Origin of the sequence: Aliiroseovarius sp. xm-d-517 (assembly GCF_013283135.1) — a bacterium.
Taxonomy (GTDB): Bacteria; Pseudomonadota; Alphaproteobacteria; order Rhodobacterales; family Rhodobacteraceae; genus Aliiroseovarius; species Aliiroseovarius crassostreae.
This window is the reverse complement of record NZ_WBXT01000001.1, coordinates 2,859,865-2,871,059: the sequence shown is the minus strand read 5'-3', so window position 1 is coordinate 2,871,059 and position 11,195 is coordinate 2,859,865. Positions and strand designations below refer to the sequence as shown.

General features: G+C 59.2%; 11 protein-coding genes and 1 tRNA gene. 6 read left to right on the top strand and 6 right to left on the bottom strand.

What is annotated here, in order from left to right; translation table 11 throughout:
* Positions 1-68: 68 nt before the first annotated feature.
* The gene (locus XMD517_RS13720; RefSeq protein ID WP_173485044.1) at positions 69-1,037 is read right to left on the bottom strand and encodes a site-specific integrase; all 969 of its coding nucleotides are present in this window, start codon (positions 1,035-1,037) and stop codon (positions 69-71) included.
* Positions 1,034-2,134, bottom strand: coding sequence for a hypothetical protein (locus XMD517_RS13715; protein WP_371732364.1), 1,101 nt, complete (start codon positions 2,132-2,134; stop codon positions 1,034-1,036). Before XMD517_RS13715 ends, XMD517_RS13720 begins: the two co-directional genes overlap by 4 nt.
* A 628-nt stretch (positions 2,135-2,762) precedes the next feature.
* On the opposite strand from XMD517_RS13715, the gene XMD517_RS13710 reads away from it, so the two are divergent.
* Complete coding sequence (locus XMD517_RS13710) at positions 2,763-3,944, top strand: hypothetical protein (protein WP_173485043.1); 1,182 nt, start codon at positions 2,763-2,765, stop codon at positions 3,942-3,944.
* Between the two features lie 248 nt (positions 3,945-4,192).
* Here the strand turns inward: XMD517_RS13710 and XMD517_RS13705 are convergent, their stop codons facing one another.
* Complete coding sequence (locus XMD517_RS13705; RefSeq protein ID WP_173485042.1) at positions 4,193-5,035, bottom strand: hypothetical protein; 843 nt, start codon at positions 5,033-5,035, stop codon at positions 4,193-4,195.
* A gap of 12 nt (positions 5,036-5,047) precedes the next feature.
* On the bottom strand, positions 5,048-6,790 hold the full coding sequence (locus XMD517_RS13700) for a site-specific integrase (protein WP_173485041.1): 1,743 nt from the start codon (positions 6,788-6,790) through the stop codon (positions 5,048-5,050).
* Between the two features lie 253 nt (positions 6,791-7,043).
* Between XMD517_RS13700 and XMD517_RS13695 the strand changes: the two genes are divergently transcribed.
* From XMD517_RS13695 to XMD517_RS15820, 5 genes are all read left to right on the top strand, one after another.
* Positions 7,044-8,342, top strand: coding sequence for a site-specific integrase (locus tag XMD517_RS13695; protein ID WP_254450035.1), 1,299 nt, complete (start codon positions 7,044-7,046; stop codon positions 8,340-8,342).
* Positions 8,339-8,878 carry a hypothetical protein gene (locus XMD517_RS13690; RefSeq protein ID WP_173488057.1) on the top strand — a complete coding sequence of 180 codons (540 nt, stop codon included), beginning with the start codon at positions 8,339-8,341 and terminating at the stop codon, positions 8,876-8,878. Before XMD517_RS13695 ends, XMD517_RS13690 begins: the two co-directional genes overlap by 4 nt.
* A gap of 335 nt (positions 8,879-9,213) precedes the next feature.
* A complete protein-coding gene (locus XMD517_RS13685) occupies positions 9,214-9,429 on the top strand; it encodes an AlpA family transcriptional regulator (RefSeq protein WP_173488056.1) in 216 nt (71 codons plus the stop codon).
* A 21-nt stretch (positions 9,430-9,450) separates the two neighbouring features.
* Positions 9,451-9,993 carry a helix-turn-helix domain-containing protein gene (locus tag XMD517_RS13680; protein WP_173488055.1) on the top strand — a complete coding sequence of 181 codons (543 nt, stop codon included), beginning with the start codon at positions 9,451-9,453 and terminating at the stop codon, positions 9,991-9,993.
* On the top strand, positions 9,969-10,265 hold the full coding sequence (locus XMD517_RS15820; RefSeq protein ID WP_371734354.1) for an HGGxSTG domain-containing protein: 297 nt from the start codon (positions 9,969-9,971) through the stop codon (positions 10,263-10,265). The genes XMD517_RS13680 and XMD517_RS15820 overlap by 25 nt, the downstream gene beginning before the upstream one ends.
* A 32-nt stretch (positions 10,266-10,297) precedes the next feature.
* On the opposite strand, the gene XMD517_RS13675 is transcribed toward XMD517_RS15820, so the two are convergent.
* Both XMD517_RS13675 and XMD517_RS13670 read right to left on the bottom strand, forming a co-directional pair.
* Entirely contained in the window at positions 10,298-10,933 is a 636-nt protein-coding gene (locus XMD517_RS13675) for a hypothetical protein (RefSeq protein WP_173488054.1), read from the bottom strand.
* A gap of 166 nt (positions 10,934-11,099) precedes the next feature.
* Positions 11,100-11,189: transfer RNA gene (locus tag XMD517_RS13670), tRNA-Ser, on the bottom strand.
* Positions 11,190-11,195: the final 6 nt, after the last annotated feature.

Genomic DNA, 11,195 nt, shown 5'->3' with positions numbered 1-11,195 from the left:
AACGGAAACCGTTGCCTCTCTTCTAGCGGTTGGAAGGGGCATTTCTCAAGGACTTATAGCGGCCTCGATCACAACAACGCCCCCGCTGCGTTCCCGTCGAACAGCCCTGCGTCCCTCACATAGCGCGACAGCATCAAGTCTGAGGCGTGGCCGGTTTGTGCCCGCACCTTGTAGGTCGGCACTCCGGCCTTGATGGCGCTGGTGGCGAGGCCAGCGCGGAGGCTGTGGCCGCTGTAGCCTTCTGAGTTGATCCCGGCTCTGGCGAGGCGCTCGCGCAGGATGGTGGACACGGCATCGGAGCGTAGGCGGTCGGGCTGCACATTGTCGTGGCGGTCAACGGGGCGGAAGATTGGACCGTCATTAACTCGCAGAGCATCGAGCCACGCCGACAACGCGGCGACAGGGCAATGACGGGTCCGACCGAGAGGGATGCCGATCTTGCGACCTGTACCGGTCTGGTCGGTTTTGGAGCGGCGCAGGTGCAGCACCAGCCCCTCGCGCACCTCTTCGATGTCGGCCAGATCAAGCCCCACCAGTTCTGAGGACCGGAAACCGCCCGCCCATCCGATCAGCAACAACGCCCGGTCACGTTTTCCACGGACATCATCGCCAAGCGCATCCAGCAGGATGAACAGGTCTTCACGCAGCAAGGGGCGGGCCTGATCCTGAGCTGTGCCTTTCACCCGCTTGATCCCCCGCATGGTGGCCCGCACGACCTCGCTGCGGCACGGGTTCGGCCAGCCATTTGCCTCGTGGACCTTGCTCAGGGTCGCAATCCGCCGCGCGAGGCTGGACGAGGCGAGCATATCGGCGTGATCTGCCAGATAGCGGGCGACCAAATCAGCCGTCGCTGGCAGTTCCCCGCCCCAGCCGGAGAAATGCGCCAGATCGGAGCGATAGGCTTTGCGCGTGTTTTCGGACAGGCTTTCGCGGATGAAATGCTCGACGGCTTCGTCGGCGGTCAAATCGGTGCTTTCCTCGCCCTTTGTGGGCCGGGATAAGAAAGGATTATGCCGGTTTAGAACGAGATCGCTCATGCCACGCCCTCCCGCACAACCTCGGCCCGGATCGCGTTCAGCTCGGGCATCGCATCCTTGAGGGCGGCCAGCCCGAATTCGAGAGCGTCACGCGGTAAGCCTGAGCAGTCCCAATGCCACCTGTCCCGCAGACTGGCGCTCAGCGATCCGACCGCGTGGCGGCGCAGGCACTGGCCTTCGACCCGAAACAGCAGCTCCCCAGCAACCTGCACCCGGTTTGTTCGCGGCAGGAACGCCCCGGCCCACGACGCCATGCCTGCATTTCGCAACAGCAGCCGACCAAGGGCCGCCCGACCGGGGCGCGTGTACATGTCGAAAGCATAGGACGGCACCCCATTGATCCGCGTTTCAACCGGGGTTGGATCATCTTGAACCCCGGTTGCGACCACCCCGTTTTCGAGGGACAGCAGAGCGACAAACGGCGGCAGCATGGCCGAGGTCTTGGTGAAGTTGGCCCGCGCGATCTGCACCATCGTGGGCGCGACGCCCAATTCAGCCAGGGTATCGAAGGCCAAGTTCGGATTGCCTTTACGGGTCGGCAGGTGATCGCTCTGGCAACGGGCCGTGCCGACCAGATACCAAAGCGCGAGGGCCTTACGGTCGAGTGACGGGCACCCCAGAACAATCTGGCGCAGGCGATCATCTGACATCGCAGTGAAGCGGGTACGATCCTCGCCCAAATCAGGCAGTCGTTCGAGGCTCATAAGCAGGTCATCGGCAGCACGGGATTTGCGGGCGTCCACCATGCGCCGGATCAGGTAATCCGTGACCAAGACATCCCCGCCCAGATCACGCCGTATCTTGGCGCTGGCCAGACAGGCGGCTGTAATCCCCACGGTTTCGATATCCGCCATGCCGATGTCTTCGGCGGCGATGACATTGAGACGGCGCAGCAGGTGTTCCCTTTTGGCCTCCAGCAAAAACCGTCCGGCTTGTCGCGCCGCATACAGGTCGCCCCGGCGGATGGCCTTCTGCAACAACGAGCTGGCGACCCAGTGGGTGCTGGTGAACGGGGCGATCCTTGGCACTGGATCAAGCGCGGCAATCTCTTGCGCGGCGGTGGTTCGAAATCTGGTGAGTTTGGACGTGTTTATCACGGATTGCCCTCCTTGGCATTTTCGGAGGGGGGCGAGATCGTCTCACCCACATTAAGCGTATCCTGTGACACCTACAGGGGAAGGGAAATCGGGGTGACAGGTCGGGTTCCCCCCAATAAACAGCACCCCATTTTGCGTGCAGTTAATTGCAATTTCGCTAAGTATCCACATTGGCACAATATCTGGATTTGCGGATTGGCCGGTTTTGTCCCCCCGGAAAACCGCGCTGAATTTCCACTTTTGCTACCCCGCATCCGGCCAACTGGCATTGGCTGAACCCGGAATATCGAAATGTCGCCAAAACTGTCGCGGGGACATTTTTCTGACCGGCGAACACGACGCGCCATCCTTTCAACTCGACCGAACACCAGCCATCCGCTAAAAGCTCAGATGAGCGGTACGTGCCGCTTGGGGCGTAGAACACCCCGAAGCAAGAGGTTGGTGCAGACCTGAACTGCGCCGACGACCCTGACTTCTTAGGTCCGGGAGCCTGTGGCGTATGTCCAAGGCTCCCGCCTAAAGGCCATGGGGACCGGGCTTGCTTCGGTTGTTCTAACTCCCGGATCAGGGAATTTCAGAGTGTCAGCAACCCTGCGGGGACGTACCGCAGCCGTTGCCCGGAGTTGGGATGAAAGCCATTGGAACACCCGTCATAGTGAGCGCGGACGGCGCAAGCCACCTTGAGCAGATATCGCTGACCCAGAACGAGCACTATGATGAGCGCTGGCTGCAAGAACTGATTTTCAAGAACCCTTCGCTGCTGCCCATGGATCAGATCGAGCCGGGGTTGGGCGAGTTGATCCCTGTCTGCATGGAGCTACCGCTTCGCTGCGGGTATCTCGACAACCTATTCCTGACGCCTGATGGCGATATCGTCATCGTTGAGGTCAAGCTCTGGCGGAACCCGGAAATGCGGCGGGCGGTTCTGGCCCAGGCATTGGACTATGCGTCAGCCCTGTTCTCCATGAGTTATGAGGAACTGGATGCTGCGGTCAGGAAGGCCGATGGCGCGAATGGCCGCACGATGTTCGAGATCGCCGATGGCCCGGAGACGTTGGAGGAACCTGACTTCATCGACGCGCTGATCAACCGTTTGAAAACTGGCCGGATCGTGGTCATCGTGGCTGGAGATGGCATTCGTGGCGAACTGGAGAAGTTGGTCGAGCAGTTGCAGACCCATGCGGGCTTCCGATTTACCTTCGCGCTGGTCGAGCTGGCCCTGTTCCACGCCGACGATGACCGCTGGCTTGTCGTGCCCCGCACACTGGCCAAGACCTATCGGATAGAGCGCGGCGTGATCAGGCTGGAGGGGGACGGCGTGTCTGCCTCGTTCGAACCGGCTCCAGCGCCCCGCGCGTCATCGTCCACGCGCTCGGTATCGCCCGAAGCAAAAACCATCTCATCCGACATCTTCTATGACGCTATGCGCGGCATTGATGCGGACCTGCCACGGCAGATCAACGAAATGCTGAGCAAGGTCGAGACCTACGGCGTATATCCCGAGTTCTCGAAATCCCTGCTCATCAGGATGGCGCTGCCAAATGGAGATGTCGCCCATCTCGGCTTCATCGAAAGGAGCGGCACGGTCTGGTTCAGTGAGCCAGAAACAAAGCTTCCTAGCCACGACGCGATAGACCGCTTTTTTGCGGAGCTGGCAGCCCAATATGGCTGGGCGCGGGAGGGCATCCCCGGCAATGAAAAGCTCACCTCACAAGGCAAACGCCCAAAGGTGGCGGAGTTGGTTCAAGGATCGGCCGGTTTCGTTGCTGCCATGCGATCCCTGAGCGACCACCTGCGCTCGACGGAATAGACACCAGCAACGTAGTAGCTGGACCAGAGCGTTAAGAAAGGAAGCCCGGCTGCTGACTGGTGTGGCGGTCCTGCTCAGCGTTACACTCAACGCAACCACACCTGCTTTCTGGTTCTTACAGCTGGCCATACAAACTCCTGATTTAATCCAACTGTTTTCGCATGTTCATGTCTCTCCGAAGAAAAGGCGCGCCACGAGCGTAGCGAGTGGAGCAACTGTCACCATGTCCTTTTCTTTATGACCACTGGTCAGAATGGTGACTGTATCTCATGTTTATTAAGTAATTTATTTATTTGGTAATAAAGGATTGGACCCCCCGTCAAATTCTCTTGGATAAACATGTGATAAAACTCGATACCCACTGGCCAGAAACGACGTATCACTGAAATCGCTGGGTAGTGAAAAAACATCTTCTTGAAATTCTCGGGATTGCCATCGAAAGCATCACCTTCGACTTTCGCAACCTCTACTGCTAGATGGACGCCAGCCATGAAGCCTGACCAGTTCGCTACAACTGTGCGCAAGATGTCCGGCGCGAGGCCTTTCGGCGCGTCTTTGACCATCCCGACCAGCAGGCCGAAATCCTCTTTGTTTTCTTTGCGCCCCGGCGCTTTGCGCCAGTCGCTCACCATTATGCGAGCAAAGTCCTCGTGGGTCATGTCTGACGGCAAGCCGATCCTGATCAGCTTTCGTGTCCGCTTGTCGATGAGCTTGGTGGCAGTGTGAAACGGAGGTTTCTTGACGATCCGTTGCACCTGTTTGGTGCTGACCCCAACGGCCTGCGCCAGGTCGTCCAGCTTGATCCCAGCCCAATCTCGCTCTTCGGCGTGGATTGGTGAAAGCTCCGTCCAATACTTGATCTGCGCAAATACCTCTTTGGCCGCACCCTTTAGGTCCTCCGGGCTAGGCTGTGGGGCCTTTCTAAGCTTCTGATACTCTTCAAAGCCGTAGGTCGTGAACTTGCCACTGTCCACCGGCGGCGGCACGAACGGCTTAGCTGGCTCGCCGTCAAACATCTCCTTTTTGAATTGCTGCTTCGCTGCGGCGGTGACCTTATGCAGCCAGCCGGTTTTCGGCGGAAAGTCGTTCATACCCGCATCACCTCACTTCCACCCGAAGCCGGTCGCATGGCTCAGGTCCAGTCCGGTGTAGCGCACCTTTTCGATCTCTTCTTTCAACCGCGCTATGGACGCACCCTTGCCATAACCCCAGTGCGCGGCATCATCAGAATGACCACAGAGCTGCATAGCGATGGCGTCGGTTACGTTGGCATCATGCAGCGCATCCACAAAATTGTGCCGGAAGCTGTGAAAAACATGCAGCGGGGTTCGGAATTTCCATGTCTTGCCGTAGTTGCTCCAGAACTTGGACCACGGCTGGCTGTATGTCCCATCGCTACCGAGCTTCAAATCTGGGAACAGGCGACCGCCGGGTCGATCTGCTACATAATCGAGGAACCCAAGGTTTAAGATGGCCGAGTGGACCGGCACGCGGCGATAGCTGGAACCCGTCTTGAGGTTCTTGATCTCCTCCTCTGGCTCGTCTTCCCATTTCGAAATATCGAAATAGGCGATCCCCTCCTCTGATCTGATGTCGGCTTTCAGCAGCTGGATAATCTCCCCCGACCGCATCCCCGCAAAAAGCGCGATCACAGGCACCCAATACCGACCGTCTTTCATCAGCAGATCACCCTTTACGCCAGATCGGGCAATACTGCTCCGCCCGGTGTAGATCGGCGTCTGGAATATCTGATGCAGCTGCTCGGCGCTGTAGGGAAGCCGCTTGGGCTTGCCCTTGGGCGGCTTCTTGACCAGCAGCTTGATGTCAGCGCCCGGTACCTTCGGCAGATATTCTTCGGCCACCATCCATGCGACAAACCGCTTGAAAAAATCGAACCGCTTCTTCTGGGTCTCATAACCCATCTTGGGCAGCAGCTTGCCTGCTTCCACCGCCGCAACCGGGTCCAGATCGCGGGTTTCGGGCTTCTTCTGATAGTGGGCAGGTATCTGGCCGATCAGATCGCGCAAAGACTTCATGTCGTTCGTGTCGAGCAGGGACGCGGGCTTGTCGAAGTCGATCACAGCACGGGCCAGATCGAAGGACAGGCGCAGATCGCCCAGCGTCTTTTCCTTGATGTTTTGCGTGGCAAGCACCTCTTCGTATTTCTTGGCCAGCTCGCGCAAGGGCTGGGCGACCGGAATTGAAGTGGCTTGGACTGTCGGAATAACATGCACCGCCGCCGGGACTGTGCCATCTGGCGATGGCTCAACACCTTCAAACAACGGATCAGCAATCTGCGTCTGAGCGTAATCACCGTGTAGCTTCGCCAACAGCAGGCGGTCCGCCTCGATCTTGGCCCTGAGCAGGCCCGTCTGGGCGCGCTGGAGCGCCTGAAAGCGGCTTGTTAGGGTATCCGGGGGGATTGCCCCCACAAGAGTGGTTGCGTCGCTCTGCACGTCGCTGGGGAAGTCCCTGACCGCAAGACGCCGACGAAGGAGGGCGAGCCGCGTCTCAAGGGTCGCGATGCAATCCTCGACATCCACCTCAGCCTCGGGCGCGAAAATGTCGGCAAACTCCTGCCCCCAGTCGAGCGCCTCGCGGAAATAGTCGCGGATCGCCTGATCTATCGCTGTGTCCTGACCTTGAGCCATCCTCCGCGCCTCCGTCACCACGAGATCAACATGATTGCTGATCGCGCGGCATCGCATGAGAGCCAATGATCGCTCAGCAGTCCTTAACGAAATCTTAACCTCTTTTCGGCCCGCCACATCCCACAAATCCTGCGGAACCGAGGCGCGAAAATAGAAGGTTCGCCCGCGCGTAACCAGCCTTGGTATCGTGGCCATCCTTGCCCTCACTGTACCACTTGACTGTACCAGGGCGCGGATTTCGGCCTTTCCAAAAACCAGTATCGTTTTATATCAGCAGGTTAGCTGTGAAATGGCGGAGACGAAGGCCGCCATGCTAGTTTCCCACGTCTTCCGTGAACTTCCCTAAATGTCTTGTTTTAATAGTTGTTTAACACCTTCCTTTGTGCGTCATGTTCCGGCATAATCCTAGTCGATCCACGAAGTCGTGGGGGATGGAATGGGGGACGCTATGCCACGTGAGAATATCCGAACACCGGAAAAGGCGCTCTCGGCACGTTTCGTGGAGACGGTGGCAGAGCCGGGTAAATACTTCGACGGACAAGGCCTTTTCCTGAAGGTCACCAAGAACGGCGCGCGGCAGTGGGTCCAGCGCATCGTCATTCGCGGCAAGCGCTGTGAGCTGGGTCTTGGCAGTCCGCCTGCCGTGCCGCTGGCGATGGCGCGCAGACTGGCGCTCGAAAACCGAGGCAAGGCGATGCTGGGCGGCGATCCACTGGCCGAGAAGCGCAAAGCGCGCGAGGGCATGCGTTTCGCCGATGCAGTGGACACCTACCTGACGGCCAAGCTGTCAGAGTTTCGGAATGAGAAGCATCGCAAACAGTGGCGTTCGACGCTAGACACCTACGTCGCCCCGATACTGGGACCAAAGCTTGTTTCGGACATCACTGTGCAGGACGTGCTCCGCGTGCTCGAACCGATCTGGCAAACCAAGACCGAAACCGCCTCCCGTCTGCGGGGCCGGATCGAGAACGTGCTGTCCTGGGCGACTGTGGCCGGGCACCGCGCGGGGGACAACCCGGCACGGTGGCGGGGCAACCTGTCCGAAATGCTGCCCAAGCCCGCGAAGGTGGCGAAGTCGGGCAATCAACCGGCACTTGCTCTTGCGGATGCTTCGCGCTGGTGGGACGACCTCGCTCAACGCGAGGGGATGGCCGCGCACGCGCTGCGGTTTCTGACCCTGACCGCGGCCCGCTCCGGTGAGGTGCGGGGCATGATGTGGGACGAAGTCGACCTTGGAAACGCTTCGACGCTTGCGGCATCCGCGACACGGGCCGTCTGGACGATCCCGGCTTCGCGCATGAAAAACGGCAGGCCGCACCGCGTTCCGCTCTCGCCCGAAGCAGCGGCTTTGCTTGAAAGCCTACCGCGCCTTGATGGCTCTCCTTTCGTGTTCTTCGCGCCTCGCGGCGGGATGCTGTCGGACATGTCCATTTCGGCCGTCATGCGGCGCATGCAGGCGGGGCAGGAGAAGGGGGGCGACCAAGGCTACCTAGACCCTGCCAGCAAACGTCCAGCCGTGCCGCACGGGCTGCGTTCGACCTTCCGGCAATGGGCAGCGGAGCGGGGCTATCCCCGTGACATGGCCGAAATCGCTCTGGCCCATTTCATTGGCTCGGACGTGGAGCGGGCCTATCAGCGATCCGACATGCTCGACCGGCGGCGCGCCATGATGGCCGATTGGTCCGGGTTCCTGCGTGGCGAGGCTGTGCAGATCGGAAATGTCGTGAATTTCGGGGCGGCCGGATGAAGCTGCCCGAAGCCACCCGCGATGCTCTCAAGAAGTATCTGACCGGCGAGGCCCACCATCCGGCCCTGACCCCTACCACAAGGCGCATGCTTGAGGTGTTCCTTTTGGCCGATGAGAACCACGATGAACTTGAAGCACTGAGGATCGCAGAAGAGCACGCAGACTTTGAGCCCCTCGCTAAACTGATCGAGATTACAGGCGAGCTGCGGACACCTGATGCGAGGACCTTCGTCGCCGCCCGCCTCCGAGGGAAGAAAAGAAGACCTGGAAACAAACTAACCGAAGAAAACATGCTTCGAAGGATCAGGCTCGTGCATCGGGTCTGGGACTTGGAGAACGAAAGAAAGATGACGCAAAGTCAAGCACTGAACCATTGCCTCGCAGATGATGGCTCTCTTGCCCAGTACAGCGGGTTCGAGACGATCAGAAGCGACTTTCAGCGCGGCAGGTCGGAGTTTCACGACGTTCTTGAAAAACTAGGTTTTCCGATAGGACCTGAACTTCTGACGAAGAACACAAATGGAGAAAAACGATGAGATGGGCCGTTTTGGCAGCTCTGTTGAGCGCTGCGGGCTGTGGTGGCCCTGCTGAACCCCTTCGCAACGAGTGCGGTACGGAGCTGAGGCTCGGCCTCACGGTTCGGGATCAGGCGTACAATGATGCGGTGAATCGCGCTTGCTTTGAGCAACGCGCAAGGCAAACGGGTCAGACCGTGACGGAGTGTCGTCAAACGCCTGGTGGCTTTGTTTGCGCATCGGACTGATGGGCGGCGCGGTCTTGGTGCGCAAAGATCAAACAAAGCGCACCAGACGGTAGTGCAGGCATTTGGCAACCTTCTGGCGAATCCAAAACGCCTCAGAAGGAACCGATAATGTCTGATACTCTGCCCCGCAGTCCCGAAGCATCCACAGTTTTGCTGCGCCGCCCCGAGGTCGAAGCCCGGACGGGGCTATCTCGGAGCACTCTCTACGATTGGATGAAGCGCGGTGAATTCCCCCAGCCGGTGAAGCTGGGAACGCGCCTCGTTGCCTGGCGAGAAAGCGACATTGGCGACTGGCTCGAAAGCCGCCAGCAGCGCAACGCATGACGCGTTCACAAAGCTCTCGCCATGTCCAACAACCTATTGAACGCCGTATATGCGCTGGACCTTGCATGCACCTATGAGCGCCATGTCCTCGCGCGGCTTGCGGATCGCGTCAACGACCGGACGGGCGTTTGCTGGCCCAGCGTCCAGAAGATTGCCGACGACGTGTGCTGTTCAGTCAGAAAGGTGCAGGGCGTGCTAAAGAAGCTCGAAGAGCGTGGCTTAATCAGCGTCGAGAGAAATGCTGGGCCGAGGGGATGCAACTTGTATCGCCTGACGCTACCCCCGGCAGCAGATGCACCCCCGCATGTGGTGCGCCCCAGCACAGCAGATACCCAGCCCCCGCAGGTGACGACGGCCAACCCCGCACAGGATGCGCCCGAACCCAATAAGAACCCTAAAAAAACCCTGCCAAAGAAAGCCGCGAACAAAACGGAAATGGAAATTGAAGCGATCAAGGCCGGTAAGGACTACTTGCTCCGAGGAGTGACTGCACACAAGGCGCGCAAGCTGGTCTCAGAAGGCCGTGTCACCGAGGCAGAATGCAGAGCTGTAAGGCTTCTATGAAGACGACTTTTTCACCCGACTTCGCGCGCGCGCGAGGTGGGGTCTTAGGAGGCTTTGGGCGGTTATCCCAGAAATCGCCGCAGAACCTTTGTGGTGCAAGCACGCGAAAGGGAGCACCTTGCAAAGCAAATGCGCTACCAGGCAAAGCCCGATGCAGGTTCCACGGCGGAGCGTCAACGGGACCAAAGACGCCAGAGGGTCGCGAACGAATAGCCGAGGCTCAACGGCAGCGCTGGGCGAAATGGCGGGCTGAAAAGCTTCATGGGAATTAAGCCAGTCCATCAGGACGGCGCAGGCTGTTCGATCAGGACGCGCGGGGTATGGAGCCGCCCAGCCGGAGCACTGCGGTGATGAACGCTTCTTTCGACACCTCCGGCGAGCCTTCATCGCCGAGAACCTCGCGGGGCACGATGGAGGCCCAAGTGCCGTCAGTGCGCATAAGGAGCATTACACCGGGTTCGGACTCTAAAGCGGGAATGGAGCCGTCCACTAGGAAGAACCGCACCTTCGACTGATTCGCTTCGGATTGTTTGTCCATCATTTGGGTCAAAGCTACCCGCACATTCTGTTCTCGATCCTGTCGCGCGAGACCAGCGCCCATAGCCGCCAATTCACGAACGCGCGTTTCTGGCATAGAGCGCAGAGTTTCTTGAAGGCCTGTGAAGGCCGGGTTCGAGTCGCCTAGATTATCGGAGCGCCGTTTCCTCCGGCGAGCGTCCAGCCAACGCGACAGGTCTTGAATGCGGCGCATCAGCGGCGGTCTGAGGAGCAACAGTGAGGCAGCTTGGAGGGAAATTACGACACCTGCGACAGTTTCGCCGTAACCGCCAGACCACCTCAAAATCTCATCCCAGTAGAACCAAAGCGGAATTCCAGGCAGGAGAAGGAGCCCGACTGAAACCCATCCCTCGTAAGTGTCTGCTGCATTCCCCTTTGTCATGGCCGCCGCGAATTAACTGAACATGCCCGAATGGTAGCCTGTAAATCGCCTCATGTCTTCCAACTCGTTCCGGGTCAGTCCGCACCTTTTTGGGGGATAGCTTGGGGGATGCGCCCACGGCTCAAGGAGTATATATGATTAAAATCAATAGGATGCCGTCAAGTGGTGGCGGAGACGAAGGGATTCGAACCCTCGAGACGGTTTCCCGCCTACTCCCTTAGCAGGGGAGCGCCTTCGACCACTCGGCCACGTCTCCGTCGAC

What these genes read in the sequence shown, in the direction of transcription:
- XMD517_RS13720 (WP_173485044.1), bottom strand. Translation starts at nt 1,037, where the DNA reads ATGAGCGATCTCGTTCTAAACCGGCATAATCCTTTCTTATCCCGGCCC.
- XMD517_RS13710 (WP_173485043.1), top strand. Translation starts at nt 2,763, where the DNA reads ATGAAAGCCATTGGAACACCCGTCATAGTGAGCGCGGACGGCGCAAGC.
- XMD517_RS13705 (WP_173485042.1), bottom strand. Translation starts at nt 5,035, where the DNA reads ATGAACGACTTTCCGCCGAAAACCGGCTGGCTGCATAAGGTCACCGCC.
- XMD517_RS13700 (WP_173485041.1), bottom strand. Translation starts at nt 6,790, where the DNA reads ATGGCCACGATACCAAGGCTGGTTACGCGCGGGCGAACCTTCTATTTT.
- XMD517_RS13695 (WP_254450035.1), top strand. Translation starts at nt 7,044, where the DNA reads ATGCCACGTGAGAATATCCGAACACCGGAAAAGGCGCTCTCGGCACGT.
- XMD517_RS13690 (WP_173488057.1), top strand. Translation starts at nt 8,339, where the DNA reads ATGAAGCTGCCCGAAGCCACCCGCGATGCTCTCAAGAAGTATCTGACC.
- XMD517_RS13685 (WP_173488056.1), top strand. Translation starts at nt 9,214, where the DNA reads ATGTCTGATACTCTGCCCCGCAGTCCCGAAGCATCCACAGTTTTGCTG.
- XMD517_RS13680 (WP_173488055.1), top strand. Translation starts at nt 9,451, where the DNA reads ATGTCCAACAACCTATTGAACGCCGTATATGCGCTGGACCTTGCATGC.
- XMD517_RS15820 (WP_371734354.1), top strand. Translation starts at nt 9,969, where the DNA reads ATGCAGAGCTGTAAGGCTTCTATGAAGACGACTTTTTCACCCGACTTC.
- XMD517_RS13675 (WP_173488054.1), bottom strand. Translation starts at nt 10,933, where the DNA reads ATGACAAAGGGGAATGCAGCAGACACTTACGAGGGATGGGTTTCAGTC.